This window comes from Stenotrophomonas indicatrix, from assembly GCF_002750975.1.
Lineage (GTDB): Bacteria > Pseudomonadota > Gammaproteobacteria > Xanthomonadales > Xanthomonadaceae > Stenotrophomonas > Stenotrophomonas indicatrix.
This window is the reverse complement of record NZ_PEJS01000001.1, coordinates 2,319,291-2,345,608: the sequence shown is the minus strand read 5'-3', so window position 1 is coordinate 2,345,608 and position 26,318 is coordinate 2,319,291. Positions and strand designations below refer to the sequence as shown.

26 protein-coding genes are annotated in these 26,318 nt (G+C 66.1%); 20 read left to right on the top strand and 6 right to left on the bottom strand.

Translation table 11 applies throughout. The annotated features are described in order from the left end of the window. The first annotated feature begins 270 nt into the window (after nt 1–270). Entirely contained in the window at nt 271–774 is a 504-nt protein-coding gene (locus CR918_RS10865; RefSeq protein ID WP_099844342.1) for a GNAT family N-acetyltransferase, read from the top strand. A gap of 30 nt (nt 775–804) precedes the next feature. On the opposite strand, the gene CR918_RS10860 is transcribed toward CR918_RS10865, so the two are convergent. Further along, on the bottom strand, nt 805–1,242 hold the full coding sequence (locus tag CR918_RS10860; protein WP_033831414.1) for an acetyltransferase: 438 nt from the start codon (nt 1,240–1,242) through the stop codon (nt 805–807). Nucleotides 1,243–1,347: 105 nt separating this feature from the next. Next, nucleotides 1,348–2,070: an OB-fold protein gene (locus CR918_RS10855; protein ID WP_025879269.1), complete on the bottom strand. Its 723-nt coding sequence runs from the start codon at nt 2,068–2,070 to the stop codon at nt 1,348–1,350. Between the two features lie 222 nt (nt 2,071–2,292). Here CR918_RS10855 and tadA point away from each other — a divergent pair, with 222 nt between their 5' ends. The 4 genes from tadA to CR918_RS10835 all read left to right on the top strand — a co-directional run bounded on the left by tadA (nt 2,293) and on the right by CR918_RS10835 (nt 5,735). Further along, nucleotides 2,293–2,817: a tRNA adenosine(34) deaminase TadA gene (gene tadA / locus CR918_RS10850; protein WP_059064472.1), complete on the top strand. Its 525-nt coding sequence runs from the start codon at nt 2,293–2,295 to the stop codon at nt 2,815–2,817. Between the two features lie 75 nt (nt 2,818–2,892). After that, nucleotides 2,893–3,465, top strand: coding sequence for an oligoribonuclease (gene orn, locus CR918_RS10845; protein WP_025879267.1), 573 nt, complete (start codon nt 2,893–2,895; stop codon nt 3,463–3,465). A 114-nt stretch (nt 3,466–3,579) separates the two neighbouring features. After that, nucleotides 3,580–4,452 carry an EcsC family protein gene (locus tag CR918_RS10840; protein ID WP_099842858.1) on the top strand — a complete coding sequence of 291 codons (873 nt, stop codon included), beginning with the start codon at nt 3,580–3,582 and terminating at the stop codon, nt 4,450–4,452. Between the two features lie 167 nt (nt 4,453–4,619). Further along, on the top strand, nt 4,620–5,735 hold the full coding sequence (locus CR918_RS10835; RefSeq protein ID WP_099842856.1) for an alkene reductase: 1,116 nt from the start codon (nt 4,620–4,622) through the stop codon (nt 5,733–5,735). A gap of 74 nt (nt 5,736–5,809) precedes the next feature. On the opposite strand, the gene CR918_RS10830 is transcribed toward CR918_RS10835, so the two are convergent. Together CR918_RS10830 and ppsA are read right to left on the bottom strand one after the other, a co-directional pair. Beyond that, complete coding sequence (locus CR918_RS10830) at nt 5,810–6,703, bottom strand: mechanosensitive ion channel family protein (RefSeq protein ID WP_025879264.1); 894 nt, start codon at nt 6,701–6,703, stop codon at nt 5,810–5,812. A gap of 150 nt (nt 6,704–6,853) precedes the next feature. Then, on the bottom strand, nt 6,854–9,232 hold the full coding sequence (ppsA, locus tag CR918_RS10825; protein WP_025879263.1) for a phosphoenolpyruvate synthase: 2,379 nt from the start codon (nt 9,230–9,232) through the stop codon (nt 6,854–6,856). A 145-nt stretch (nt 9,233–9,377) separates the two neighbouring features. Between ppsA and ppsR the strand changes: the two genes are divergently transcribed. The 3 genes from ppsR to CR918_RS10810 all read left to right on the top strand — a co-directional run bounded on the left by ppsR (nt 9,378) and on the right by CR918_RS10810 (nt 11,455). After that, a complete protein-coding gene (gene ppsR / locus CR918_RS10820; protein ID WP_025879262.1) occupies nt 9,378–10,199 on the top strand; it encodes a posphoenolpyruvate synthetase regulatory kinase/phosphorylase PpsR in 822 nt (273 codons plus the stop codon). Between the two features lie 214 nt (nt 10,200–10,413). After that, a complete protein-coding gene (locus CR918_RS10815) occupies nt 10,414–10,926 on the top strand; it encodes a DUF1249 domain-containing protein (protein ID WP_099842854.1) in 513 nt (170 codons plus the stop codon). A gap of 40 nt (nt 10,927–10,966) precedes the next feature. Then, entirely contained in the window at nt 10,967–11,455 is a 489-nt protein-coding gene (locus tag CR918_RS10810) for an NUDIX hydrolase (RefSeq protein ID WP_099842852.1), read from the top strand. A gap of 95 nt (nt 11,456–11,550) precedes the next feature. Here the strand turns inward: CR918_RS10810 and CR918_RS10805 are convergent, their stop codons facing one another. Further along, nucleotides 11,551–12,201: a class I SAM-dependent methyltransferase gene (locus tag CR918_RS10805; RefSeq protein ID WP_099784601.1), complete on the bottom strand. Its 651-nt coding sequence runs from the start codon at nt 12,199–12,201 to the stop codon at nt 11,551–11,553. Between the two features lie 345 nt (nt 12,202–12,546). On the opposite strand from CR918_RS10805, the gene CR918_RS10800 reads away from it, so the two are divergent. From CR918_RS10800 to CR918_RS10755, 10 genes are all read left to right on the top strand, one after another. Further along, entirely contained in the window at nt 12,547–13,161 is a 615-nt protein-coding gene (locus CR918_RS10800) for a CDP-alcohol phosphatidyltransferase family protein (RefSeq protein WP_025879258.1), read from the top strand. 22 nt (nt 13,162–13,183) lie between these two features. After that, complete coding sequence (phaE, locus tag CR918_RS10795) at nt 13,184–14,248, top strand: class III poly(R)-hydroxyalkanoic acid synthase subunit PhaE (RefSeq protein ID WP_099842850.1); 1,065 nt, start codon at nt 13,184–13,186, stop codon at nt 14,246–14,248. A gap of 3 nt (nt 14,249–14,251) precedes the next feature. Beyond that, entirely contained in the window at nt 14,252–15,319 is a 1,068-nt protein-coding gene (locus CR918_RS10790; protein ID WP_099842848.1) for a class III poly(R)-hydroxyalkanoic acid synthase subunit PhaC, read from the top strand. Further along, nucleotides 15,316–15,684: a YfeK family protein gene (locus CR918_RS10785; RefSeq protein WP_080148531.1), complete on the top strand. Its 369-nt coding sequence runs from the start codon at nt 15,316–15,318 to the stop codon at nt 15,682–15,684. The genes CR918_RS10790 and CR918_RS10785 overlap by 4 nt, the downstream gene beginning before the upstream one ends. A 50-nt stretch (nt 15,685–15,734) precedes the next feature. Beyond that, nucleotides 15,735–15,938 (top strand): PspC domain-containing protein, encoded by a 204-nt coding sequence (locus CR918_RS10780; RefSeq protein WP_025879254.1) that lies wholly within the window; start codon nt 15,735–15,737, stop codon nt 15,936–15,938. Next, on the top strand, nt 15,935–16,387 hold the full coding sequence (locus tag CR918_RS10775) for a hypothetical protein (RefSeq protein WP_025879253.1): 453 nt from the start codon (nt 15,935–15,937) through the stop codon (nt 16,385–16,387). Before CR918_RS10780 ends, CR918_RS10775 begins: the two co-directional genes overlap by 4 nt. Nucleotides 16,388–17,111: 724 nt before the next feature. Further along, nucleotides 17,112–17,327: a hypothetical protein gene (locus CR918_RS10770; RefSeq protein ID WP_025879252.1), complete on the top strand. Its 216-nt coding sequence runs from the start codon at nt 17,112–17,114 to the stop codon at nt 17,325–17,327. A 207-nt stretch (nt 17,328–17,534) separates the two neighbouring features. Continuing rightward, entirely contained in the window at nt 17,535–19,928 is a 2,394-nt protein-coding gene (locus CR918_RS10765; RefSeq protein ID WP_099842846.1) for a Tex family protein, read from the top strand. Between the two features lie 200 nt (nt 19,929–20,128). Further along, complete coding sequence (locus tag CR918_RS10760) at nt 20,129–22,330, top strand: PAS domain S-box protein (RefSeq protein WP_099842844.1); 2,202 nt, start codon at nt 20,129–20,131, stop codon at nt 22,328–22,330. Nucleotides 22,331–22,394: 64 nt separating this feature from the next. Continuing rightward, on the top strand, nt 22,395–22,634 hold the full coding sequence (locus CR918_RS10755; RefSeq protein ID WP_099842842.1) for a hypothetical protein: 240 nt from the start codon (nt 22,395–22,397) through the stop codon (nt 22,632–22,634). Between the two features lie 30 nt (nt 22,635–22,664). Here the strand turns inward: CR918_RS10755 and CR918_RS10750 are convergent, their stop codons facing one another. Further along, complete coding sequence (locus CR918_RS10750) at nt 22,665–23,753, bottom strand: DUF5694 domain-containing protein (protein WP_099842840.1); 1,089 nt, start codon at nt 23,751–23,753, stop codon at nt 22,665–22,667. A 160-nt stretch (nt 23,754–23,913) separates the two neighbouring features. Here CR918_RS10750 and CR918_RS10745 point away from each other — a divergent pair, with 160 nt between their 5' ends. Together CR918_RS10745 and CR918_RS10740 are read left to right on the top strand one after the other, a co-directional pair. Continuing rightward, nucleotides 23,914–24,207 carry a hypothetical protein gene (locus CR918_RS10745; RefSeq protein WP_025879246.1) on the top strand — a complete coding sequence of 98 codons (294 nt, stop codon included), beginning with the start codon at nt 23,914–23,916 and terminating at the stop codon, nt 24,205–24,207. Nucleotides 24,208–24,463: 256 nt separating this feature from the next. Beyond that, the gene (locus tag CR918_RS10740) at nt 24,464–26,299 is read left to right on the top strand and encodes a methyl-accepting chemotaxis protein (RefSeq protein WP_099784582.1); all 1,836 of its coding nucleotides are present in this window, start codon (nt 24,464–24,466) and stop codon (nt 26,297–26,299) included. Nucleotides 26,300–26,318: the final 19 nt, after the last annotated feature.

Below are 26,318 nucleotides of genomic sequence, written 5' to 3'. Positions count from 1 at the left end.
GCGCCGCACTGGCGAGGAAAGACGGGCAATCACGGCATGTCTCCTTTCCTTGGTGACCACGATCCCGGACCCGGGAAGGCTAGATTGCGCGATTCTCGCGGCAGAAAAGTGAAATAGTCGAAATTTTGACGCTATCAAACTGGCTTGGATGCAGCGAACTGTGATTCGTATCCGGATTTCACGCGTGGAGTACGGGCATCAGGCGCGGGCCGTTGCTTCCTCGATGCGGCATGATCAAGGTGCTTACTCCGTTCCGACGACGTGCCGACGATGCTCTCCATCCGCCCTGAACTGCCCGCAGACGCTGCTGGAATCCACTTCCTGACCGAGGCGGCCTTCCGCAACGCGCCGCACAGCAGCCACACCGAACACCACATCGTCGACGCATTGCGTGAGCGCGGCGAGTTGAGCATCTCGCTGGTGGCAGAGGATGCGGGCCAACTGGTGGGTCATGTCGCGCTGTCCCCGGTCAGCGTGCAGGACGGCAGCCAAGGCTGGTTCGGGCTCGGGCCGATTTCGGTTCTGCCGCAGCAGCAGGGGCGCGGCGTGGGCACGGCATTGATGCGGGCCGCGATCGAGGCTCTGCGCAAGAAGGGCGCGCGGGGCTGCGTGCTGTTGGGCGAGCCGGCCTACTACGGGCGCTTCGGCTTCCGTGCCGTGCCGGATCTGGTACTACCCGGCGTGCCGGCGGCGTATTTCCAGGCCCTGTGCCTGCAGCCACCGATGGCACAGGGGGAGGTGCGTTACTCGCCGGCGTTCGACGTGGTTACCTGATCGGGGAACGGCCGGCGTTCCAACCGCCGGTCAGCCTGGATGGCGCAGGTGGATGAGGGGATACGGACGACCCTGCGAATCCACCGGCGAGCGTCCGGTTTCGATGAAACCCATGCGCCGATAGAAGCCCACGGCCTGCGCATTCTGCGCGTTGACGTCGGTGGTCAGTTGCGGCTGCAGTGCCAGCGCATGCTGCAGCAGCTGGCGGCCGATACCGGTTCCGCGCACGTCGGGATCGATGAACAACGCTTCCATGTGCGAGCCGTCGATCAGCATGAAACCCTGCGGCTGGTCCTGGTCGCCGACGGCCACGACCATCGGGGCCTGTGGCAGGAAGCCGGCAACTTCAGCGTCGATAGCCTGACGGTCTTCGGTACTGAGGAAATCATGGGTGGCGTCGACGGCCCGGCGCCAGAGATCGACGAGAGCGTCGCCATCGGTGGTGCGGGAAGGGCGCAGGGTGGTCATGGGATCGGCCAAGGTGCTTTGCAGTACCCGGATTGTACCGATGCGACACCCGCAAACAGAAAGCCCCGCCGAAGCGGGGCCTTGGATGTCACCGTTCGCTGCGCCTTACTGCACGGTGCAGCCGGACAGTGCCGGGAAGCCGATGACTTCGCCATTGCCGGTGCAGGCCAGCGTGACCTTCTGGCCCTTCTTCAGGCTGGCAGCCACGTCCTTGGGCAGGTCGCTGGCCTGTACGAAGCCGAACGGCTTGGCGCTCAGCTGCACGACGGGCTTGTCCATGAAGTCCGAGCTGATCGAGTCGACCGTGCCGGAAACCAGCAGCGCCTTGCCCTTGTACTTGCCATCGGCAGCGATCTCGTTGTCCTGGTAGTCGCTGAACATCGTGGTGGCGGTCACTTCCACAGCCGAGGCGGAGGCCGCAGCGGCATCGTTGGTGACGGCGGTGGCTGCCGGTTCTGCAGCCTTGGCGGCAGCGTCTGCCTCCGCGGCGGCGGACGAGACGCTGGCTTCAGCAACGGCCGCATCGTACTGGCCCTTGCTCTGCGCGCTGATGCCGCTCACGGTGCCGGCAAAGATCGCCAGGCCGACGAAGTACACGATCGGCGAAACGATGATCGAGCCCAGCAGCTGGAACAGGCCCTTCATGGCGCCGCCCTTGGCCATCGCGACGATGGCGAGGATGAAGGCCACCAGGTTCAGCGGCCAGCCCAGGAACAGGCCCAGGCCGGGGAACGGGACGAGGAAGCACAGCCAAGCGATCGCCAGCGTGATCCATGCGGCTTTTCCGGCAGGACTGGCCTGCACGGTGGTTTCTGCAACTGCGTTCAAAACTACCCCCTGTAGAGATCGAAAGGTGAAATCGCTGCCAGCAAGCAGCAGTGCACAGTCGTCAGATGACGAAAACGCGGTCGTAGCGTGAAGGAGTCTTCACAGCAGATCAAGCGGCGATGCAGCGTTTGCCGGTGCGGCGCTTCGCATCCGCGCAGCGGAAGCGCCAAAAGGCCTGCGTTACACTACGCGCGCGCTCATTCCTTGAATCCGAGAAACGCCATGACTGATGCCTTGGGCGTGCCGGTGCACGACGTCGACGAGAACTGGATGCGCCACGCATTGGCATTGGCCGAACGTGCGCAACGCGAGTTTGACGAGATCCCGGTCGGTGCGGTGCTGGTGGGTGCCGACGGTCAGCTGCTGGGCGAGGGCTGGAACCTCAACATTGCCTCGCACGATCCCAGCGCGCATGCCGAGATCGTGGCCATGCGCGAGGGTGGGCGGATGCTGGCCAATCACCGCCTGATCGGCAGCACGCTGTATGTCACCCTGGAGCCTTGCGCGATGTGTGCGATGGCGATCGTGCACGCACGCGTCGCGCGCCTGGTCTACGGTGCCAGCGACCCCAAGACCGGCGCCTGCGGCAGCGTGTTCGATCTGGTCGCTGATGCCCGCCACAATCACCGGGTGGAGGTCCATGCCGGCGTGCTGGCCAAGGAAGCGGGCAACCGGCTGACCAACTACTTCAGGGCCAAGCGTGGCAAGCCGCCGCTGCTGCTGGAGGACCACGCTGGCGAGGGCTGAGTGGCGAAAGGGTATGATGGCCGCCACTTTCCATTACCGGCCGGCCTCGTGCCTGCCCAGCAACGAGGCGACACGATGGCAGAGAACGGCGCGGCCAACGAGCGGCTGATCTGGATCGACCTGGAAATGACCGGGTTGGATACCGACAACGATTCGATCATCGAGATCGCCACCGTGGTCACCGATGCCCAGCTCAACGTGCTGGCCGAGGGCCCGGAGTTCGCCATCCATCATCCCCTGGAAACGCTGGAAGCGATGGACGAGTGGAACCGCAACCAGCATCGTCGTTCGGGCCTGTGGCAGCGCGTCATCGACAGCACCACCACGCTTGGCCAGGCCGAAGCGCAGACCGTGGCCTTCCTGGCGCAGTGGATTCCGGCCGGCGTGTCACCGATGTCGGGTAACTCCATCTGCCAGGACCGCCGCTTCCTGCACCGGCAGATGCCGCGGCTGGAAAAGTACTTCCACTACCGCAACCTCGACGTGTCCACGGTGAAGGAACTGGCCAAGCGCTGGGCGCCAAGCGTGGCTGCGGGCGTGGGCAAGAACAGCAACCACACCGCACTGAGCGATGTGCACGATTCGATCAACGAGCTGCGCCACTACCGCCAGTTCATGGGCGCGCTGTCGGGGCTGCCGAGCCCGTGAGGGGCAGTGCCGGCCGCTGGCCGGCAATCGCCTGATCCCCGCCGGCGGCGCAGGGTTGTCGTCCAGCGGCCGGCACCACCCTGCGTTCAACTCCCTGGCGCTAAGATCGGCCGCATGAACGAGCCCATCCTGCTGCCCCGCGATATCGCCCACGACGCTGGTGACTGGTCTGACCTGCAGCGGGCGGTAGCACTGCTGGAAGCCCCCACGATCACCGCGCGCATGGCCAACCTGGTCGGGACGCCGCTGGAGTTCGCGGTGAAGGTGCTTCCCACCTCGGTGTCCAACCGCATCCACGGTGCGGTGCAGGCGGCGTTGTCCAAATCGGTGCAGGCCGCGCTGTGGAGCATGGACAACACTCCTGGCAAGGGCGCCTCGACACGTTGGCACAAGCTGGCGGCGGCGACGTCCGGCGCGGTGGGTGGGGCGTTCGGTTTCGCTGCGCTGTTCATCGAGCTGCCGGTGTCGACCACGATCATGATGCGCGCGGTAGCCGACGTTGCCCGCAGCGAAGGCTTCGATCTATCGCAGTTCAGCACCCGCCAGGCCTGCCTGGAGGTATTCGCACTGGGCGGCAATTCGCCGCGCGACGATGCCAGCGAGACCGGCTACTACCTCGCCCGTGGTTTCACCACCGATGTCATGCGCCACCTCTCGGCCGAACTGGCCGGGCGCGTGGTGACCGGACGTGACCTGACCCTGGGCGTGGCGCCGAAGGAAGCCGGCAAGCTGCTGGCCAAGCTGGTGGAAAAGGTCGCCGCCCGTTTCGGCGTGGTGGTCACCGAGAAGTTTGCCGCGCAGGCGGTGCCGATCGTCGGTGCGGCAGCCGGCGCGACGCTCAACACCATGTTCACCGACTACTACCAGGACATGGCCCGTGGCCATTTCATCGTGCGCCGGCTGGAGCTGAAGTACGGCGAAGAGGTCGTGCGCACTTGCTACGACCGCATCGCACACGGCGGGGCGTTGATCGAGCCGACGTTGTAACGATGGGGTCGGAGCCCTTTCCTGCGGAAAGGGATCCGACCCCGACCGCCGCAGGGAAGGGCTCTGGCCCTTGCCTGCCAGGCACAACTGTTTTGCGTGGACGCACCTGTTGCGCGCGCAGCGCCATCCCCATCCTTGCCGGCAATCCCCCGCAAGAGAGTGCCGCCATGTTGTTCACCTCCCACCGCCTGGGCGCGCTGACGCTGCCCAACCGTATCGTGATGCCACCGATGACCCGCTCGCGTGCGGCGGCCGGCAATGTCGCCACCGTGCAGATGGCCGAGTACTACGCCCAGCGCGCTGGTGCCGGGCTGATCGTCAGCGAAGGCACCCAGATCAGCCCGCAGGGCCAGGGCTATGCATGGACCCCGGGCATCCACAGCGACGAACAGGTGCAGGGCTGGCGCAGGGTTACCAATGCTGTGCACGCGGCGGGTGGGCGCATCTACGCCCAGCTCTGGCATGTCGGCCGTGTCTCCCATGTGGCCCTGCAACCGGACGGCGCGGCGCCGGTCTCTTCCTCGGCACTGCTGGCCGAAGGGGTGAAGGTCTTCGTCGACCCGACCGGCGCCGGTCCGGAATCGGGCGTGGGCGAAATGATCCAGCACTCCATGCCGCGCGCGCTGGGCGAGGACGAGATTCCGGGCATCGTGGCCGACTATGCGCAGGCCACCCGCAATGCACTGGCTGCCGGATTCGATGGCGTCGAGCTGCACGGCGCGAACGGCTACCTGATCAACCAGTTCATCGACTCGCAGGCCAACCAGCGTACCGACGGCTATGGCGGCGCGCTGCGCAATCGCCTGCGCTTCCTGCGCGAGGTGGTGCAGGCGGTGGTCGATGTCGCTGGCGGCGAGCGAGTCGGCGTGCGTCTGGCGCCGCTGACCACGCTGCAGGGGGCGGTGGATGACACGCCGCAGGCGACCTATCTGGCTGCCGCGCACCTGCTGGGCGAGCTGGGTGTGGGTTACCTGCACATCGCCGAGGCCGACTGGGAGGATGCCCCGTTGATGCCGGTCGCGTTCAAGCAGGCGCTGCGGATGATCTATCCGGGCACGTTGATCTACGCCGGCAAGTACACCGCCGAGCGTGCCGCGCAGGCGCTGGAGGAAGGCTGGGCGGACCTGATCGGCTTCGGTCGGCCGTTCATCGCCAATCCCGATCTGCCCGAGCGCCTGCGCAGCGGCGCGGTGTTGAATTCGCCCGATCGCGCGACGTACTTCGGTGGTGGCGCGGCGGGATTCACCGACTATCCGGTGCTGGAAGAGGCAGTCGAGGCCTGAAGCAGCGCCCGCCGGGCATGGCCCGGCGCTACCGATGACGGCGGATGGGTGCCGACCGTTGTCCGCACTGCCGATCAGGGCTTGTCGCGCACCAGTGCGTCGGCCTCGACCACGCCGCCATCCTTGCCATGCAGGTACAGGTGCATGTCCTGCTGCGGATACGGGATGTTGATGCCGGCCTTGTCGTAGCCCAGCTTGATCTGTTCGAGCAGGGTGACCTTGGTGCCGAAGTGATCGGCCGACTTCACGTAGCAGCGGATGCCCAGATTGATCGCGTGCGCACCCAGCTCGTACACCACCACATCCGGTGCCGGCGTCTGCAGCACGCGCGGGTCGGCCTTCATCAGCGCCAGTGCGGTATCACGCGCCAACTGGATGTTGTCTTCGTAACCGATGCCCACCACCAGCTCGACGCGGCGGGTGGGCTCTGCGGTGAGGTTGATGATCGGTGCGGCGGTGATCAGCGTGTTCGGAATGGTGGTGTGCTGGTTGTCCGCGCCGGTGATCACGGTCTGGAAAATGCGTACCTCGCGTACCGTGCCGGTCTGCCCGGCGATGGTGACCACATCACCCACGCGGAACGGACGCAGGGTCACCAGCATCACGCCCGAAGCAATGTTCGACAGCGAATCCTTCAGCGCCAGGCCAACGGCGAGGCCGGCGGTACCGAGCACGGCCAGCAGCGGAGTGATCTGCACGCCCAGCGTGCCGATGGCCAGGATCACCACGATCACCAGCGAGGCCGCGTAGACCACGTTGCGCAGGAAGCTGCCCAGCATCGGGTCCACGCCCATGCGCGAGGTGGCGCGAGGCATGGCATTGGACAGCCGTCGTGCCAGCCACATGCCGACCAGCAGCACCACGATCGCGGCCAGCAACGGCACGCCGTAGGTCTCCAGCAGGCGTTCCCAGTCGAGTGAGCGGAACCAGGAGGTCGTGGCGGGGGAGGGTGGGGCAGCGGCGATCATGCGGACTCCTTTGCAACGGGAACAGGTGCGACGGGAACATGGCGTACGCGGACGCCAGAAACAGCAAGCCCCGCAGAGGCGGGGCTTGCGTGCAGCTTCAGTATGGGCAGGCGTCGATGAAAGCGACGTCAGCCATCACACGTCAACAGGTCAACCTTTGGCCTTCAACTTGGCCAAGCGCAACCAGGTATCGACCACGGTATCCGGATTCAACGACACCGACTCGATGCCTTCCTGCATCAGCCATTCGGCCAGATCCGGATGATCGGACGGGCCCTGGCCGCAGATGCCGACGTACTTGCCCTTGGCACGTGCCGACTTGATCGCCATCGACAGCAGCTTCTTCACCGCCGGGTTCCGCTCATCGAACAGGTGCGCCACGATCGACGAATCGCGGTCCAGGCCGAGGGTCAGCTGGGTCAGGTCGTTGGACCCGATCGAGAAGCCATCGAAGATCTCCAGGAACTCATCGGCGAGCAGTGCGTTGGACGGCACTTCGCACATCATGATGATCTTCAGGCCGTTCTCGCCCTGCTTGAGGCCATTCTGTTCGAGCACCTGGACGACCTTGCGGCCTTCTTCCAGGGTGCGCACGAACGGGATCATGACCCACAGGTTGTCCAGGCCCATCTCGTTGCGCACGCGCAGCACCGCCTTGCACTCCAGCGCGAAGGCGGCCGAGAAGCTCGGATCGACGTAACGGCTGGCGCCGCGGAAGCCGATCATCGGATTCTCTTCGTGCGGCTCGTAGTTGCTGCCGCCGATCAGGTTGGCGTACTCGTTGGACTTGAAGTCCGACAGTCGCACGATCACCGGGTTTGGCGCGACCGAGGCGGTCAGGGTGGCGATGCCTTCGGCCAGACGGTCCACGTAGAAGCCGACCGGGTCGGAATAACCGGCGATCTTCTCGTCGATCTTCTTCTTCGTCGCCGCATCCTGGCGGTCGTATTCCAGCAGCGCGTTGGGGTGGATGCCGATGTGGCTGGCGATGATCATTTCCAGACGCGCCAGGCCGATGCCCGCGTTCGGCAGCTGGCCGAAGTCGAAGGCACGTTCCGGGTTGGCCACGTTCATCATGATCTTCAACGGTGCCGGCGGCATGTTGCCCAGATCGGTGGTGGTGCGCTCGAAGCCGAGCTTGCCTTCGTAGATGAAGCCGGTATCGCCTTCAGCGCAGCTGACGGTGACCAGCTGGCCATCCTCGATGACCTTGGTGGCGTTGCCCGAACCGACCACGGCCGGCACGCCCAGCTCGCGCGCGATGATCGCCGCGTGGCAGGTACGGCCGCCGCGGTTGGTGACGATCGCCGAGGCACGCTTCATCACCGGCTCCCAATCGGGATCGGTCATGTCGGCGATCAGCACGTCGCCCGGCTGTACGCGGTTCATGTCTTCAAGCGTTTTCACCACACGCGCCACGCCGGCACCGATCTTGGCGCCCACGGCACGGCCTTCGGCGAGAACGTTGCCGCCCTTCTCGGTCAGCGCGAAACGCTCGATCTGGGTGGCATGGCTGCGCGACTTCACGGTCTCCGGGCGCGCCTGCACGATGAACAGCTTGCCGCTGACACCATCCTTGGCCCACTCGATGTCCATCGGGCGGCCGTAGTGCTTTTCGATGGTCAGCGCCTGGCGCGACAGTTCGGCTACGTCTTCATCGTTGATCGAGAAGGTGGTGCGCAGTTCGGCCGGGGTGTCCTCGATCCTGACGCGCTCGCCGGGGACATCCGAGTACACCATGCGGATCGCCTTGCTGCCGAGCGAGCGGCGCAGGATCGCCGGCTTGCCGGCCTGCAGGGTGGGCTTGTAGACGTAGAACTCGTCGGGGTTGACCGCGCCCTGCACGACCATTTCGCCCAGGCCGAACGAGGAGGTGACGAACACCACGTCGCGGAAGCCGGACTCGGTGTCCAGGGTGAACAGCACGCCGGACGCGCCCACGCCCGAACGCACCATCAGCTGCACGCCTGCGGACAGGAACACGTCCTCGTGCTTGAAGCCGTGGTGCACGCGGTAAGCGATGGCACGGTCGTTGTACAGCGAGGCGAACACTTCCTTGACCTTGTGCACGACATCGTCGGCACCGGTGACGTTGAGGAAGGTTTCCTGCTGTCCGGCGAAGGAGGCATCGGGCAGATCTTCGGCGGTGGCCGAGGAACGCACGGCCACGGCCACGTCGCCGCCGCCGTTGTCGGCGCTCAGCTTGGCGTAGGCAGTGCGGATGTCCTGGTCCAGCTGCGGCTGCAGCGGTGCATCGATCACCCAGCCGCGGATTTCCTTGCCGGCTGCGGTCAACGCGTTGACGTCCTCGACGTCCAGCGTGGCCAGCTTGTCGAAGATACGCTTGGACAGGTCGTTGTGCGCGATGAAGTCCTTGAAGGCTTCAGACGTGGTCGCGTAGCCCCCTGGAACGGAGACGCCCAGACCGGCAAGGTTGCCGATCATCTCGCCCAGCGAGGAATTCTTGCCGCCTACGCGGGCCAGGTCGGCCAGACGCAGTTCGTGCAACCACAGGATGTTCTCGTTCAAGCGCGATGCTCCGTTTGGCCATCGCCCGAGGCGGGCTTTGATGGCCGCGTCCGTAGGAAGAAGCCGATATGATGCCGGGCAGACCACCGTCGGCACAAGCTTGTGTTGGCGGCCCTTTTAGGCTTCGTAGGGGGTAAATGCGCGCATGTCGACCATCCGTCCGGTGTTCTACGTTTCCGATGGAACCGGTATCACCGCTGAAACCATTGGGCATAGCCTGCTGACCCAGTTCTCCGGGTTCAGCTTCATTACCGACCGGATGTCATTTGTCGATGACCCCGAAAAAGCCCGCGAAGCCTGTGCCCGGATCCAGGCGGCGGGGGAGCGCTACCAAGTCCGGCCGATCGTGGTGAACTCCTGCGTGGACCAGAGCCTGAGCCTGATCCTGGCCGAAAGCGGGGCGCTGATGCTGGATGTGTTCGCCCCGTTCATCGAGCCGCTGGAGCGCGAACTGTCCAGTTCGCGCCTGAACCGGGTCGGCCAGGCCCACGGCATGGTCGACTTCGACACCTACCACCGGCGCATCAACGCGATGAACTTCGCGCTGACCCACGACGATGGCATCGCGGTGAACTACGACGATGCCGACGTGATCCTGGTGGCGGTGTCGCGGGCGGGCAAGACGCCTACCTGCATCTACCTGGCCCTGCATTACGGGGTGCGCGCGGCCAACTACCCGTTGACCGACGAGGATCTGGAGAGCGACCGCCTGCCGCCCCGCCTGCGCAACTACCGGCGCAAGCTGTTCGGCCTGACCATCGACCCGGACCGCCTGCAGCAGATCCGCCAGGAGCGCCGGCCCAATTCGCGCTACGCCAACCTGGACACCTGCAAGCGCGAGGTGGCTGCGGCGGAGGTCATGTTCCAGATGGAACGCATCCCGACCCTCAGCACCACCCATACCTCGATCGAGGAGATCTCCAGCAAGGTGCTCGGCACGCTGGGGCTGCAGCGCGAGCTGTATTGACGGGGCGCCACGACCAACGGTCGTGGCCCACCTGCGCGGTTGACGGGTGCGCTACGACCCACAGTCGTGGCCCACCTGCGCGGTTGACGGGTGCGCTACGACCCACGGTCGTGGTCTACCTGCGCGGTGGGTATCGACCGTTGGTCGATACAGGGCCCCTTTGGCCGGGGCCGATCAGTCCCCACGTTGAAGGGCCAACGTGTAGGATCAACCCATGGCCCGAGCATTGCCCCGTACCGAGCGCATTCCCCGCCTGAGCCGGCTGAGCTGGCTCATGGGGCTGTACGCAGAGAACTACCGTCACCTGGTGCGCCTGTTCGCGCCAGCCGAGTTGGTGGCGGGAAGCTATGTCTCTTCGGTGGGCGATGGCCTGGACGTGCGCCTGGACGTGATCGAGTGCCACCGCTACACGGTCGAGCTGCGCCTGACCTATGACCTGGCCGACCCGGTGACCGGTGAACCGGACCCATCGGCCTTCGTCCGCCTGTACCGGGACGCGCGCCAGGCCGAGACCACCCACTGCTACGTCGGCCGCCGCTGGCAGGACACGATGGGCCTGTACCCACCGCCGGCCGAGCTGATCAGCCATCGCATGCGGATGAACACCTTCCTCGGCAAATGGCTGGAATACCTGGCCGAACGCGGCCATGGCGTGGCCACCCTGCGCCGTGATCCAGACGGCAACACCGTGGGTGAGGGCTACCGTCGCCTGTCGCTGGTGCGTTGATCGGCCATAATCCACGGCTGACCCGCCGCCGGACCCGCACATGCCGTATACCCCGATCGTCGCCACCCTGGGCTATGTGCTCTCGCCCGATGGCCGCCAGGTGCTGATGATCCACCGCAATACCCGGCCGGGCGACCACCATCTGGGCAAGTACAACGGCCTGGGCGGCAAGGTCGAGCCGACCGAGGACATCGCCGCCGGCATGCGCCGCGAAATCTCCGAGGAAGCCGGTATCGACTGCACGGCCATGCGCCTGCGCGGCACCATCAGCTGGCCGGGTTTCGGCAAGCACGGTGAAGACTGGTTCGGTTTCGTGTTCGTCATCGACAGCTTCGAGGGTGCCCCGCACGGCGGCAATCACGAGGGCACCCTGGAGTGGGTGGACGTGGACAAGCTCGACCAGCTGCCGATGTGGGAGGGCGACCGCAACTTCCTGCCGCTGGTGTTCGATGCCGATCCGCGGCCGTTCCACGGAGTGATGCCATACCGGGATGGACGCATGCAGAGCTGGTCCTTCAGCCGGCTTTGAGGCATTCCGGGGGCCGCTGCGCTCGCCGGACATGGTCCGGCGCTACCATCCGGCGCAGCCTCGGTAGCGCCGGGCCATGCCCGGCGGGGAGAGCTTCAGCGCCGGCGCGCCAGCAGCAGGTGGAAGTGCTTTTCCCGCTGCTGGCCGTCATTGCCGGCCGTGCATTCGCGATGCGAGCGCCATGCCGTGACGGTGAAGCCGGACACCCGCAGCGCCAGCTCCACTGCGTCCAGCTCATGCAGCTCAAAGTCGGCGGCAAAGGGCAGGCTGCGCATGAATCCGGCATCGCCGAAGGCCAGGCATAGCCGGCCGCTGCGATGCAGCACCCGTGCCAGTTCATCCAGTACCGGGGCCAGGTTCGGCCAGAAGTACAGGGTGTTGACCGCCAGCGCAGCATCGACGCTGGCATCAGCCAGGGGCAGGGCATGGGCATCACCCTCGCGCAGCGCGGCACGGCCAGCCAGGCCGCTGGCGGCAAGGTGCTGGTTGCCGGCGGCGACCATGGCACTGGACAGCTCGACACCCACGTAGCGACTGCCACTGGCCTGCAGCAGCAGCGGCGCAAAGGCGGCGTTGCCTGGACCGATTTCCAGCACCTGCTCTCCGGCAGCGACGGCCAGCAATGCGATAGCCGCCTGGTTGAGGGCGCCGTTGCTGCGGTTCATCGATTCGCCCACGGCCAGCGCGGCCTCGCCATGGGGCTGCCGCAACTGCGCGGCCAGGGTGCGTGCATCCAGCATCAACATCGTCCGTCGGTAAGGAGTCGGACGTGGCGGCGGCGGGTCCGCCGCAGACCATAGCGCTGGCGGATCGGCTTGGGAAGTAGGGAAACCCCGGCTTGTGGTGATGAGGAAATGTCCAGCGTCGCAGTCGGTGAGAACCAGTTGTCCACAGGGGGTGTGGATTACGCGTGGGCAACTTTGTGGATAAGCGCTGACAGGCGCCACCCCCCTAGGCTGTCAAGATGGGTGGCGAAAAATTCACCGCCGGTGAGGATCGGTGAGTGACGGGTGAAGGACAGGGGCAGCCCACGCTGTTGCCGGTGGCGGCGCTCGCGGTACCCTGTGGGCCTTGATGCCCCGTGAGACTTCATGAAACGTCACTTCTCGATGCTGCGCGAGTTCCATCTGGCGGACTGGTTCACCCTCGCCAACGCTTTCTGCGGCACCGGCGCGGTGTTTGCCGCAATGCGTTTCCTGCAGGATGGCGAGCGCGGCTACCTGCTGTTCGGCATGGCGCTGATCCCGCTGGCTTTCATTTTTGACGCACTGGACGGCCGCATCGCGCGCTGGCGCAAATCCAGTTCGACCCTGGGCCGCGAGCTCGACTCGCTGTCGGACGTCATTTCCTTCGGGGTCGCACCCGCAGCGCTGGCCTATGCCTGTGGCATGCAGGGGGGCTGGGACTGGCTGGTGCTGAGCTACTTCGTCTGCTGCGGCGTCAGCCGCCTGGCCCGTTACAACGTAACCGCCGAAGCGATGAGCGGTGACGAAGGCAAGGTGAAGTACTTCGAGGGAACGCCGATTCCCACCAGCCTGGCGCTGGTGATCGTGCTGGCGATCGCCGCCGGCACCGATGCCATCGGCCACGACCTGTGGCTGGGCCAGTGGCAGATTGGCCCTTGGCAGCTGCATCCGTTGGTGCTGCTGTTCGCGTTGTCCGGGTCGCTGATGATCAGCAAGACCCTGCGCATTCCCAAGCCATGACCCAGCCCTGCGGAGGAGCGCGATGACCAGCTCGGCCAACGACGCCGGCAGCAGCGATTTCGAAAATCTGGCCCGCCAGTACTTCGGCGCCTGGGGTGATGCCTTGCGCCATGCAGCAGTGCCGGGAACCCCGGCTGGCGACGACCCGGGCAGCTGGAAGCGCCTGTTCGACTGGTGGGGCCAACTGCTGCCCGGGACCGGTGCTGCCGCGCCCGAAGAGGCAGTGCGGCGGTTCCGCGAGCAGGCTGGCAGCTGGTACGGCACCATGCAGGAAGTCGCTGCACGCTTTGCCGGCCGCGATGCCAGCAGTGCCGAGGTCGCCCAGGCTTGGCGTGAAGCGGTGAAGGGGCAGGGCGACGGCATGCTGCAGTGGATGCTGCAGGGGGCCCGCGGCAGCACCCATGTGGACGCTGCTCCGCCCGAGTTCACGGCGTGGTTCCAGCAGTTGCAGACGCTGGCTGGCCCTTGGCTGCAGAGCCCGGCGTTCGGGCCCGGCCGCGAGCACCAGGCGCGGTGGCAGGCCCTGCTGCGCGCGCAGGAGGAGTACCAGCAGCATTCGCAGGCCTATGTCGAGCAGATCAAGCAGGCACTGGAAGAGGCGTTCGACCTGTTCGAGCAGCGCCTGGCCGAACACGAGCAGCCCGGCAGCCAGCTGACCAGCGCCCGGGCGATGTTCGATCTGTGGATTGAAGTGGCCGAGGAGGCCTACGCCAAGGTCGCCATGTCCGAGCCGTTCCAGCAGGTGTATGCCTCGCTGGGCAACGCACAGATGCGCCTGCGCGCAGGCCTGCAGCGCGAGGTTGAACAGATGAGTGAACGCATCGGCCTGCCCACCCGCAGCGAGATGGATGCCGCCCACCGTCGCATTGCCGAGCTCGAGCGCAGCCTGCGCCGGGTGCAGGCACAGGTGGCGGCGCTTGCCGGTACCGGTACCGATGCCGTCGATCCGGTTGCCCAGCCAGCGCCTGCCAGGGTCAAGCCCGTCGCGCGCAAGCCTGCAGCGAAGAAGGCTGCAGCGAAGAAGCCTGCTGCGAAGAAAGCGCCAGCGAAGAAGGCCGCCACCCGCGCGACCACGCGGAAGTCGTAAGCCATGAAAGGACCGCTGGGCTTCAATGCCGATGACCTGATGCAGGAGACCCTGGCCATGCAGCGCAAGCTGATGGAAGGGTTGAAGCTGCTGCCGCAGGTGGAGGATGTCGACTATGGCGCCACCGCCCGCGAAGAAGTCTGGCGCGATGGCAAAGTGGTGCTGTATCGCTTCGTCGGCGAGAACGCGCCGGTGCGGCGCACACCGCTGCTGATCGTGTACGCACTGGTCAACCGCCCGTACATGGTGGACCTGCAGGCCGATCGGTCGCTGGTGCAGAAGCTGCTGGCCTTGGGCCAGGACGTATATGTGCTGGACTGGGGTTATCCGGACCGTTCCGAACGCTACCAGACGCTTGAGGACTATCTGCTGCGCTACATCGATGGCGCGGTGGATGCGCTGCGCGCACGCAGTGGAGGCCGGGTCGACATGCTGGGAATCTGCCAGGGCGGCGTGTTCGCCCTGTGCTACGCCGCACTGCGGCGGCAGAAGCTGGGCAACCTGATCACCATGGTCACCCCGGTCGACTTCCAGACCGCCGACAACATGTTGTCGCACTGGGCCCAACAGGTGGATGTGGATCTGCTGGTGGATACGCTGGGCAACATCCCGGCCGATCTGATGAATGCCAGCTACCTGATGCTCAAGCCATTCCGCCTGAACGTGCAGAAGTACGTGGGCCTGCTCGACATCCTCGATGACAAGGCGGCGCTGGAGGATTTCCTGCGCATGGAAAAGTGGATCTTCGACTCGCCGGACCTCGCGGGTGAAGCCTTCCGCGAGTTCATCAAGCAGTTCTACCAGGGCAACGGCCTGGTCAATGGCACCGTGCGCATCGGCGAAGAGGCGGTGGATCTGTCGCAGGTGACCCTGCCGGTGCTGAACATCTACGCCGAACAGGATCATCTGGTGCCACCGGATGCATCGCGCGCGATGCGTGGCCGGCTGGGCACGCAGGACTACACCGAATCCAGTTTCCGCGGTGGGCATATCGGCATCTACGTCTCCGGCCGCGCGCAGCGCGAAGTGCCGGCGACCATCGACAACTGGCTGAAGGAACGCACGCCATGAAACATTCCCCTCTGCTCGCGCTTGCTCTGGCCCTTGCGCCCGGCGTCGCCAGCGCTGCGCCGAGCGCCGATGCGCGCCGCGAGATCGCGCAGTTGATCGGAAGCCTGGATGGCTCCCAGTGCCAGTTCCAGCGCAATGGCAGCTGGTACGGTCCCGCCGATGCGCGTTCGCACCTTCAGCGCAAGTACGACTACCTGCTGAAGAAGAACATGGTCGACACTGCCGAGCAGTTCATCGAACGTGCGGCGAGCCAGAGCAGCATGAGTGGCAAGGCGTACCGGATCCGCTGCCCCGGCCAGCCCGAACAGACCTCCGCGGCGTGGTTCGGCGCCCGCCTGCAGGCCTTGCGCCAACGCACGCCGTAGACATTGCAGGCGCTACAGTGGCAACAGCCAGTCAGCCGGGAGACCTCGCCATGAACGCTGTGCCGCGCACCCTGTCGCGCTCGCTGAACGACCGCATGATTGCCGGGGTGATGGGCGGCATCGCCCATCGTTTCGGCTGGAACCCGACCCTGGTACGGGTGCTGTACGTGGTGGTCTCGCTGGCGTCGGCCGCCTTCCCCGGCATCCTGGTCTACCTGCTGCTGTGGCTGCTGATCCCCAACGAGGCGGATTGAACACCGCGTCCCGTCCCTGGCCGATCTGGCTGCGCGCGTTGCAGGTGCTGGGCGCGCTGTGGACCGTGCCCAATACCCTGATCGGCCTGCTTGGCGGTCTGGCCGGGTTGCTGGGTGGTGCGAAGATGCGCTGGAGCGGTCGTGATTGCGCGGTGGTTTTCGATCACTGGCCCTGGGGCCCGGGCGGAGCGATCACCCTGGGCAACGTGATCCTGCACACCGGCCACGATCTGGGCATGTGCTGCCGTACCTACGCGCATCAGGCGGGGTGGGGCGTGGAGCCGTTGATCCGGCTGGATGACCATGAACGTGCGCACGTGTACCAGTATCTGGTGCTGGGGCCGCTGTACCTGCCGGTGTATCTGCTGTGTGGAGGTGTCAGTGCGCGTAATCCGTTCGAGCGTGCGGCCGATCATTACGCGCGGTTCGGGCACGGCTGGTGGCCGTAGATTCCGGCCAACGGCGCAGCCCCTCGTGGGTGGGGCGCGAAATGCGATTCATGTGATTGGGCCGGGCAGGTGGGTTGCGCAGGGGCCGCTGCAAGTACGTCCCTGTAAGCTCGGTCGCCGCATCCATGCGGCTCACGCCCCTGCGCAACCCACCTGCCCGGCCCCTGACAGTTTCCGGGCGCGTCCAGCCACGGAGAAGAAAAAGAACAGCAACAGCGGGTCGCGCGCTGCGCTTGCTCGTGCAGAGCCGAGCCTGTGCTCGGCTCTACAGAAAGCGGCCAACCACGCCGCTTTTGCTTTTGATCTTCTTTTCTCTTCCGTGGGTGGCGGCAGGCACCAGAAACTTGTCAGCGGCCGGGTGGGTAGGCATTGCGGGGTGTCCGCGGCATGGATGCCGCGGCCAAGCCCCCAGGGATGGGTTTACGGCGTCCCCGCAATGCCTACCCACCCGGCCAGCCCCAGTAATCTGGCTTTTGCATTCCGCGACCAACCAACCCCACCCACGAGGGGCTGCGCCGTTGGCTGAAACCCTCGTATTCGTTAGTCGGAAGTTAAAGATCCGTAAGCATTCTGCTGCGATCCCGCAGTCATCTGCATGCAACCGATCGTCATTAGTCTTCGTGACGTTCCAGTCAGCTTGGTCGCGGTAAGCTCTATCCCGATGAGCCAACAAGTACCGCTCATCGTGTGCAGTACGCAGTAGCAATTTGGAGGAAGACATCACATGGCAATCGTTCTTTATGTCGGTGGTAGCAAGGATGGCGAGAAGGGCGTGGTGCCCTACGGCTTCAGCAAATCCCGCGCCGATACCGCGCTGGGGCCGGAGTTCTACACGGAGCGGTTCATGGAACTGCAGGGTGTCGGCAAGGTCCGCCTGATGGCGCTGGAGAGCCTGCGTGACGACATCGTCATGCAGCGTGCCGCCCGCCACTACCGCTGACCTTCGCAGTACGCGGCAGGACGCGCTCCACCATCGCGCGTCCGCGCCGGCATCCCAGCCCCGGGGCCAGTCCGAGCCCCTTTTGCCAGGATGCCGGCGTCCCATCCGGACCCGCCGCCTGAACCGCCGCTCTGTCAACGCCTTGTCCCTGCCGCCCGCGCATTGCAAGAATGGGCCTTTCCCGCAATGCGGCCCAGGCCGGAAACAATGCACGACGCCACGCACGCCCAGCGCCAGCTCGCCCAGCAGATCGCCCAGACCATCGCCGATGAAATCGGTGCCCAGACCGCCCAGGTCAGCGCCGCTGTCGGCCTGCTCGATGAAGGCGCCAGCGTTCCGTTCATCGCCCGCTACCGCAAGGAAGTCACCGGCGGCCTGGACGACACCCAGCTGCGCAACCTGGAAACCCGCCTGACCTACCTGCGCGAACTGGAAGACCGCCGTGCGGCGGTGCTGGCCAGCATCGGTGAGCAGGGCAAGCTCAGCGATGAGCTGCGCAACGAGATCCTCGCTGCCGACACCAAGAGCCGGTTGGAAGATCTGTACCTGCCGTACAAGCCCAAGCGTCGCACCCGCGCGCAGATCGCCCGCGAAGCAGGACTCGAGCCGTTGGCCGATGGCCTGTTGGGCGACCCGACACAGGACCCGCAGGTCTTTGCCGCCACGTTCGTGGATGCCGACAAGGGCGTGGCCGATACCAAGGCCGCGCTGGAAGGTGCCCGCGCGATCCTGATGGAGCGCTGGGGCGAGGACGCCACGCTGGTTGGCGAGCTGCGCAGCTGGTTGAGCGAGCAGGGCGTGATCCGTGCCCGCGTTGCCGAGGGCAAGGAAACCGAGGGCGCCAAGTACCGCGATTATTTCGAGCACGCCGAGTCGTTGGCGAAGATTCCCTCGCACCGGTTGCTGGCGTTGTTCCGTGCGCGCCGCGAGGAGATCCTGTTCCTGGAGCTGGACCCAGGCAAGGATGCCGAGGCCGGACATCAGTACGCCGAAGGGCGCGTGGCGCACAACGCCGGTATCCGCGATGCGGGACGCCCCGCTGATCGCTGGCTGCTGGACGCCTGCCGCCTGACCTGGCGGGCCAAGCTGCACATGCACCTGCTGCTGGACCTGTTCAACCAGGCCCGTGAGAAAGCCGAAGCCGAAGCCATCGCGGTGTTCGGTGACAACCTCAAGGACCTGCTGCTGGCCGCACCGGCCGGCCCGAAAAGCGTGCTGGGCCTGGACCCGGGCATCCGCACCGGCTGCAAGATTGCCGTGGTCGACGCCACGGGCAAGCTGGTGGCCACCGACACCATCTACCCGCACGAGCCCCGCCGGCAGTGGGAGCAGTCGCTGCAGACGATCAAGCAGCTGTGTGCCAAGCACAACGTGCAACTGATCGCGATCGGCAACGGCACCGCCAGCCGCGAGACCGACAAGCTGGCCGGTGAAGCCATCAAGGCGCTGGGTGACAACGCGCCGCAGAAGATCGTGGTCAGTGAAGCCGGGGCTTCGGTGTATTCGGCGTCGGAAACGGCGGCCAGGGAATTCCCGGACCTGGACGTGTCGATCCGTGGTGCGGTATCGATCGCGCGTCGCCTGCAGGACCCGCTTGCCGAACTGGTGAAGATCGAGCCGAAGGCGATCGGCGTGGGGCAGTACCAGCACGACGTGGATCAGTACCGCCTGGCGCGTGCACTGGATGCGCGCGTGGAGGACTGCGTGAATGCCGTCGGCGTGTACGTCAACACGGCGTCGGCTGCACTGCTGTCGCGCGTCTCGGGCCTGTCGTCGACGGTAGCCGAGAACATTGTGCGCCACCGCGATGACAACGGTCCGTTCAAGCGTCGCAAGGACCTGCTGAAGGTGTCGCGCCTGGGCGAGAAGACGTTCGAGCAATGCGCAGGTTTCCTGCGTATCGCCGATGGCGATGAGCCGCTGGATGCATCGTCGGTGCACCCGGAAGCCTATCCAGTGGTCGAGCGCATCGTCGCCAGCACCGCGCGCCCGATCAAGGCGCTGATCGGCGACGGCAGTTTCCTGCGCGGCTTGAAGGCCGAGCAGTTCACCGACGAGACATTCGGTGTGCCGACGGTGCGCGACATCCTCAAGGAACTGGAAAAGCCGGGCCGTGATCCGCGCCCGGAATTCAAGGCGGCCCGTTTCGCCGATGGCGTCGAGGACATCAAGGACCTGCGCGAGGGCATGGTGCTGGAAGGCGTGGTCAGCAACGTGGCCGCGTTCGGTGCGTTCGTCGATATCGGCGTGCACCAGGACGGCCTGATCCACATCTCGGCGCTGTCTGATACCTACGTGAAGGATCCGCGTGACGTGGTCAAGGCCGGCGACATCGTCAAGGTGAAGGTGCTGGAGGTGGACGTGCCGCGCAAGCGCATCGCCCTGACCCGTCGTCTGGACGACACGCCCGGCCAGGCCACCAGCCGCCCGGGCAGCCGTGACGAACGCAGCCAGGGGCAGGCGCCGCGCCGCGACGCTGGCAACCCCGGGCAGGGACGTGGCCAAGGGCGCAACCCGGGCAATGGCGGACGCCCGGCACAGGCCGCGCCGCCAGCCAACAATGCCCTGGCCGAGGCGTTCGCCCGGGCCAAGCGCAGCTGAGTCCGCCGTCCCCCTCCCGGCGCGATCCGGGCGGGGGACTTGTCGATGTTCCCCGGCAATGCGCACACTTGCGCCGGAAGGGGCGCCTGGGCCCCTGCTGTCGCTGGGGAGGCCATGCCGTCAGCACCATCCGCCCTGTTCCGTGACCGCTGTGGCTCGCCACGGCCTGCGGGCAGCTGCGTCGGCAGGGGAGGCGGCTGATGGCCGATCAGGGCAACAGCGGCAACGCACTGCTGGAGCGCCGGCTGCAGGAACTGGCCGAAGAGCGCCGCCGCCTGGCGATGATCATCGAGGGCACCGCGGCCGGCACCTGGGAATGGAACGTCCAGAGCGGGCAGATGCGGGTCAACGAACGGTGGGCCGAGATCGTCGGCTACCGGTTGGACGAACTTGAACCGATCTGCCAGAAGACCTTCATCGCGCTGGTCCATCCGGATGATCTGGCGCTGTCCGATGCGGCCCTGCAGGACCACTTCGATGGCCGCACCGACCACTATGTCTGCCTGTTGCGGATGCGCCACAGGAATGGCGAATGGATCTGGATCCACGATCGCGGACGGGTATTCGAATGGGACGGGCAGGGCAGGCCACTGTGGATGGCCGGCGCCCATGCCGACGTCACCGAACTGCAGCAGGCGCGCCAGGACGCGGCCGAAATGCGGCAGCGCCTGCAGGCGATGGTGGATGCTTCAGACGAAGTCGCGGTGATCGCGACCGACACCGATGGCATCATCACCATTTTCAATACCGGCGCGCAGCGCCTGCTCGGCTACACCGCCGCTGAAGTAGTGGGTGAGCGCCGCCTGGATGCCTTCCACGACCCGGTTGAACTGCAGGCGTGGCTGCGACCGCTGGCGACCGCCGATGGACAGGTTCCGGGTGTGTTCGAGGCACTCAGTGCACGTGCCGAGGGCCAGACGTATTCGCGGCAGTGGACACTGCTGCGCAAGGACGGTCAGCGTCGCCAGGTACGCCTGTCAATCAGCCGCATGGATGGCGCCAATGGCGAGCGCATCGGCTATGTCGGCATGGCCATCGACATCACCGAGATCCTGCAGGCGCGCGCCGAGGCTCGTCTTGCGGCGGAAAAGTTCGCCGGAGCGTTCACTTCGGCGGCACTGGGCATGGCGCTGGTGTCGCTGGAAGGGCGCTGGCTGGATGTCAACGATGCGCTGTGCCGCATTCTCGGCTACACGCGCGAGGAACTGCTGCAGGTCGATTTCCAGCGGTTGACCCATCCGGCCGATCTGCAGACCGACCTGGCCCTGGTGCAGGACCTGCTGGCGGGGCGACGCACGCACTATCACCTTGAAAAGCGTTACCTGGGCCGTGAGGGCAACACCATCTGGGCACGGCTGTCGGTATCGCTGGTACGCAATGAGCGCGGTGAACCGTTGCATTTCGTGTCGCAGATCCAGGATGTCAGCGCCCAGCGCAGCAGCGAGCAGCGCCTGTTCGAAAGCGAGCAGCGCAGCCGCATCACCCTGGATGCGGTTGCCGACCTGGTACTCAGCGTGGCCCTGGATGGCCACATCGAATATGCCAACGCGGCCGCCGTGCGAATGCTTGCCGGCGATGGAGCGCTGTCGCTGGCCGGGCATCTCGTGCAGGACGTGCTGTCGTTGACCACCGAATACGCGCCGCAATCGCAGCTCGACGTCAGCGTGCTGCTGGATCCGGAAAGCAACGCCGTTGATCTGCATGCCGATCTGCTGCTGCAGTTGGGCACCGCCGTGGTGCCGGTTGACCTGACCCGGGCCTGGCTTCGTGACGACGAAGGCCAGGTGCGTGGTGCAGTGTGGGTCCTGCGCGATGACACCCAGCAGCGCGCACGCGAGCGCGAGGCACGGCACCTGGCGGAGATGGACCCGCTGACCGAACTGGGTAATCGCCGCGGCTTCGAAGTGCATCTGCAGCAGGCGATCACCCGGGTCGAGCGGACCGGGCAGGCGGCGTCATTGATGTACATCGATCTGGACCGCTTCAAGCCGGTCAACGATACCTTTGGTCATCTGGCCGGCGACGCCGTGCTGTGGGCCGTGGCCAGCGTATTGCGCCATGGTGTGCGCGACTCGGATGTGGTGGCGCGCCTGGGTGGTGACGAATTCGCGGTGATCCTGTCCGGGTGCAGCCCGCGGCGCGCGGCGCGCATCGGCGGCGAGTTGCTGCATACCCTGGCCAACCTGTCCATTCCGTGGGACCAGCACCAGCTGCGGATCGGCGCCAGCATCGGCATCGCACCGCTTGCCGCCGGCATGAGCGTGGACCAGGCCGTCGCCGCCGCCGATGCCCAGTGCTACCGGGCCAAGGCGATGGGTCGCAACAATGTGCAGGTGCAGGGCGAAACCGGCGAACTGCCCGGTAGCTCGCCGGCGGACGGCGGCGACCTCAGCGACGGCTGATCTCAGCCTGTGAGAGGGGCGCGGCGAATACTGCGCCAACGCCCCACCTTGGCAGGAAAACAACATGACGTCCTGGAACCTGAGTGCAGTCCGTGCTTATGCACCGGCCGTTGTCGGCTGGTCCCTGGCTCTCTCCGGCTGGCTCCGGCTGGAGCAGCTGCGCAATGACCAGCAGGCCCGGATGCTGGTCCCCGTGGTGCAGTGGGGCGTGGCGCTGATGCTGCTGGTCACGCTGGGCTGCATCGTCGCTGCCAGCGTGATGATCTGGCGCGCTGCGCGTCGCGATGCGCAGCAACGTGGGTAGCGGATCTGCTGCGTTGATCAGGTGCGGGCCTCAGCGCAGCACCTCTTCGGCATCCACCAGCTGCACGTCGTGCATCATGTTGAGGTAGGCCTCGTAGTAGCCTTTGTGCGAGGCGCCAACGATGGCCAGCAGGCGCGTTCCCGGCCGCTGGCCCAGCACTTCGCGGATGTTGGCGACCATGCGCAGGTTGCGGGTTTCCCAGTAGCCCACATAGTTGCGGCCAAAGCCCTGGGATGAGGGTTCGACCAGCGCGGCACCGAAATCGGCCTGGTAGGCCTGCAGGCCGACGCCGGGGCGGTTGTAGGCGCGATACAGGTCCAGCACGCCACCGACCTTGCCGACGTTGGCATACAGCGGCTCGTCGGCGTCCAGCCGTGCGTTTGCGTGCGGGTTGTCCCAGGCCTTCATCATCGCTTCGCGTGCCGCCTTCTTGTCCTCGGGCGGGGTGGGCGAATCGGCGGTGTGGTCGTCCACGGCCCACAGGCGTTCCAGCCCCAGGCGGGCAGCGAGGACTGCCGCCACCAGGTTGGTTTCATTGCGGCGGGTCAGGCTCTTGTCGAGAATCTCGACCAACGCAGCATCCAGCCCGTCGCCGGCGACGCGCTCCTGCACAGGCAGGCGCAGCCATTGCACCTGCGCCGATCCGCGCTCGCCAGCGGCCAGGAACACCGCGGTCAGATGTCGACGCTGCGCGGCTGTCGGGCTTGCCGGCCATGCCGACAGCAGGCGCCCCATCTCGGCGTTGGCGCTGGGCACGTCGAGGCCGGTGGCGACGCGGGCCTCATCGGTGTCGTAGCAGTAGGTTTCAACGCTTTCGGCATAGCGGCTGGGATTGCGACGCATGAAGTCGCACTGCAGGCCGGACAGGTTTTCGGTGGCAATCGCCTGCGGGCGCCAACGCGCCAGGCGCTGCAGCAAGGGCTCCAGCATGGTCGGCTCGAAGGCCTTTGGCAGTTCCGACAGATGTGCTGTCCCAAGCACCAGTACTTCGTTGTGGCGACCGGCGGGTGGCCCCTTCAGCTGGTCGGGATGGAAGCTGGGACGGAAGCCCGCGTCGCTGGCCAATGCGCCTGCGCTGCAGAGACTGAGGATGATGATGGCGTTCAAGCGTCGAAGCATGCTGCCTCCCAGGAAAAATCCATTCAGTGGGCACATGCTGCCGGCAGTGCGCAGGCAAGGGATGTCCCGATGGTCATTGCAACCTTCTGCGTGCCTGCCGCATCCCCTTTCCGTCAGCGCTGGTCCAGAATGGTGGCTGGAAGACTTCCGGAAGCGCGTCATGGATGAAATCGCCACCATCGTAGCCGCGGGTGCCGTGCTGGGTGCACTGGCCGGCTGGATCGGGCCGGGGAGGTGGCGGTGGCAGCTGTTGCGGCTGGCACCGTTGCTGCTGGTGCCGTTCGCGCTGTACATCCTCGCCACCCGCAGCTGGATCCTGGGCGGAGGCGGGCCGCTGGCGGGGCCGTCCCTGCTGGTCGTCTGCGGCAGTCTGGGCTACCTGCCGGCGGTGCTGGCAACGATGCTGCTGCGCTGGGTTCTGCGGCGCGCTGCCGACCAGGGGCTGGCCCCCTAAAGTTGCTGGCCGTCGCGCCGTTACCTTCTCTGGAGCCCGCTGCAGGCTCCCGCCGCCCGACCCGAGGCTGCCTCCGATGCGCGGCCCGTGCCGTGTGCCTCGCCGCTGTTTGATGACGATCGCAGCTGCCGTACTGTTTTCTGCCAGTCGCTCGAGTGACGCCGGTCGGCGTCTGCACGTCCCAGGCAATCGAAGTTGCCGCCGGGCATCCCGCCCGGCGGGTCGCAACCGCTACCCGGACACCGAGGATCAGACGATGCTTATTTCAGGCTCCATGGAAGGTGCTCAGGCGCCGGTCGAAGTGCTCACCCGTTGGTCTCCCCTGCGCGCGCTGCGGGGGGTGTTGGGCAGGCAGCGCCGCGCCACGGAGGTGGCCGAGCAGCATCGGCGGCACGTCGAGCTCGAGGCCCAGGTGGCCGCATTGCACCGGGTGCAGGCGGTCATCGAGTTCGCCCTCGACGGCACCATCCTGCAGGCCAATGACAACTTCCTGCAGGCAGTGGGATATCGCCTGGATGAGATCCAGGGCAGGCATCATTCCCTGTTCGTCGATCCCGAGGACGCGCGCAGTACCGGATACCGCGACTTCTGGGCGCGGCTGGGCCGCGGTGAGTTCGATGCAGGTCAGTACCGGCGCTTCGGCAAGGGGGGGCGCGAAATCTGGATCCAGGCCTCCTACAACCCGGTGCTTGACCAGCACGGTCGGCCGTACAAGGTGGTCAAGTTCGCCACCGACATCACCGCGCAGAAGCAGCAGGCGGCCGAATCGGCGGGGCAGCTGGCCGCCATCGACAAATCGCAGGCGGTCATCGAGTTCAGCATGGATGGCCGCATCCTGGCGGCCAATGCGAACTTCCTGGCCGCCACCGGCTATACGCTGGAAGAGGTGCGTGGCCAGCATCATTCGCTGTTCGTCGAGCCCGACTACCGGGCCAGTGTCGAGTATCGGCGCTTCTGGGAAAAGCTCGGCTCCGGCGAGTACGACGCAGGCCAGTACCGGCGGCTGGGCAAAGGTGGTCGTGAAGTGTGGATCCAGGCATCGTACAACCCGATCCTTGATGCCGGTGGCCGGCCGTTCAAGGTCGTCAAGTACGCCACCGACATCACCGCACAGGTGCATGAGAGCCAGGCCATGCAGCGCGCCGTCGCGCAGACGCGCGAAGTGGTGGCGTCGGCAAAGGAGGGCGATCTGACCCGGAGCATCGGCATGGCCGACAAGACGGGCCCGATCGCCGAGCTATGCGGTGGCGTCAACGCGCTGGTCGAGGCGATGGCGGCCATCATCGGTCAGATCAAGTTCGCCGCAGACACCATTGCGGTCGGTGCGAGCGAGATCGCCGAAGGCAACAACGACCTTTCCCAGCGTACCGAACAGCAGGCTGCCTCTCTGGAAGAAACCGCCGTGTCGATGAAGGGGCTGGCCGAGACCGTGCAGCGCACCGCGACCAACGCGCGCCAGGCCAGCCAACTGGCCGGCGGCGCCGCCGATGTGGCCGCACGGGGTGGCCAGGTGGTGCATGACGTGGTCTCGACGATGGAGGTGATCAATGCTTCCTCGCGTCGCATCGTCGACATCATCGGTGTGATCGATGGCATTGCCTTCCAGACCAACATCCTGGCATTGAACGCGGCGGTGGAAGCGGCGCGTGCCGGTGAGCATGGTCGTGGTTTCGCCGTGGTTGCCACCGAGATCCGCGAGCTCTCGCATCGCTCGGCAGGTGCGGCAAAGGAGATCAAGCAGCTGATCGATGCGTCTGTTGCCAACGTCGGTGCCGGAACGGCGCAGGTCGAGAGCGCCGGCCGGACCATGGACGAGATCGTGGTCGACGTGCGTCGCGTCAGCGACCTGATGACCGAGATCAGCGCGGCTGCGCAGCAGCAGAGCGATGACATCCAGCAGATGAACCACGCGGTGGATCTGATCGATCAGGGTACGCAGCAGAATGCAGCGCTGGTGGAAGAGGCCTCAGCGGCCGCGCGCAGCATGGAAGAGCAGTCTTCGCAGCTGCTGCAGACGGTGGCAGGGTTCCGTGTGCACGCGGGGGCAGGGCATGGCCATGGCGTGCATTCCCCGGCGCTGCGGGTGGTGTAGGGCGCCGGCCCGCGCCGGC

What these genes read in the sequence shown, in the direction of transcription:
- CR918_RS10840 (WP_099842858.1), top strand. Translation starts at nt 3,580, where the DNA reads ATGAACGAGCCCATCCTGCTGCCCCGCGATATCGCCCACGACGCTGGT.
- CR918_RS10830 (WP_025879264.1), bottom strand. Translation starts at nt 6,703, where the DNA reads ATGATCGCCGCTGCCCCACCCTCCCCCGCCACGACCTCCTGGTTCCGC.
- CR918_RS10810 (WP_099842852.1), top strand. Translation starts at nt 10,967, where the DNA reads ATGCCGTATACCCCGATCGTCGCCACCCTGGGCTATGTGCTCTCGCCC.
- CR918_RS10765 (WP_099842846.1), top strand. Translation starts at nt 17,535, where the DNA reads ATGCACGACGCCACGCACGCCCAGCGCCAGCTCGCCCAGCAGATCGCC.
- CR918_RS10760 (WP_099842844.1), top strand. Translation starts at nt 20,129, where the DNA reads ATGGCCGATCAGGGCAACAGCGGCAACGCACTGCTGGAGCGCCGGCTG.
- CR918_RS10745 (WP_025879246.1), top strand. Translation starts at nt 23,914, where the DNA reads ATGGATGAAATCGCCACCATCGTAGCCGCGGGTGCCGTGCTGGGTGCA.
- CR918_RS10860 (WP_033831414.1), bottom strand. Translation starts at nt 1,242, where the DNA reads ATGACCACCCTGCGCCCTTCCCGCACCACCGATGGCGACGCTCTCGTC.
- CR918_RS10835 (WP_099842856.1), top strand. Translation starts at nt 4,620, where the DNA reads ATGTTGTTCACCTCCCACCGCCTGGGCGCGCTGACGCTGCCCAACCGT.
- CR918_RS10740 (WP_099784582.1), top strand. Translation starts at nt 24,464, where the DNA reads ATGCTTATTTCAGGCTCCATGGAAGGTGCTCAGGCGCCGGTCGAAGTG.
- CR918_RS10865 (WP_099844342.1), top strand. Translation starts at nt 271, where the DNA reads ATGCTCTCCATCCGCCCTGAACTGCCCGCAGACGCTGCTGGAATCCAC.
- phaE (WP_099842850.1), top strand. Translation starts at nt 13,184, where the DNA reads ATGACCAGCTCGGCCAACGACGCCGGCAGCAGCGATTTCGAAAATCTG.
- CR918_RS10800 (WP_025879258.1), top strand. Translation starts at nt 12,547, where the DNA reads ATGAAACGTCACTTCTCGATGCTGCGCGAGTTCCATCTGGCGGACTGG.
- CR918_RS10815 (WP_099842854.1), top strand. Translation starts at nt 10,414, where the DNA reads ATGGCCCGAGCATTGCCCCGTACCGAGCGCATTCCCCGCCTGAGCCGG.
- CR918_RS10805 (WP_099784601.1), bottom strand. Translation starts at nt 12,201, where the DNA reads ATGTTGATGCTGGATGCACGCACCCTGGCCGCGCAGTTGCGGCAGCCC.
- CR918_RS10770 (WP_025879252.1), top strand. Translation starts at nt 17,112, where the DNA reads ATGGCAATCGTTCTTTATGTCGGTGGTAGCAAGGATGGCGAGAAGGGC.
- CR918_RS10755 (WP_099842842.1), top strand. Translation starts at nt 22,395, where the DNA reads ATGACGTCCTGGAACCTGAGTGCAGTCCGTGCTTATGCACCGGCCGTT.
- ppsR (WP_025879262.1), top strand. Translation starts at nt 9,378, where the DNA reads ATGTCGACCATCCGTCCGGTGTTCTACGTTTCCGATGGAACCGGTATC.
- CR918_RS10785 (WP_080148531.1), top strand. Translation starts at nt 15,316, where the DNA reads ATGAAACATTCCCCTCTGCTCGCGCTTGCTCTGGCCCTTGCGCCCGGC.
- tadA (WP_059064472.1), top strand. Translation starts at nt 2,293, where the DNA reads ATGACTGATGCCTTGGGCGTGCCGGTGCACGACGTCGACGAGAACTGG.
- CR918_RS10750 (WP_099842840.1), bottom strand. Translation starts at nt 23,753, where the DNA reads ATGCTTCGACGCTTGAACGCCATCATCATCCTCAGTCTCTGCAGCGCA.
- CR918_RS10790 (WP_099842848.1), top strand. Translation starts at nt 14,252, where the DNA reads ATGAAAGGACCGCTGGGCTTCAATGCCGATGACCTGATGCAGGAGACC.
- CR918_RS10780 (WP_025879254.1), top strand. Translation starts at nt 15,735, where the DNA reads ATGAACGCTGTGCCGCGCACCCTGTCGCGCTCGCTGAACGACCGCATG.
- orn (WP_025879267.1), top strand. Translation starts at nt 2,893, where the DNA reads ATGGCAGAGAACGGCGCGGCCAACGAGCGGCTGATCTGGATCGACCTG.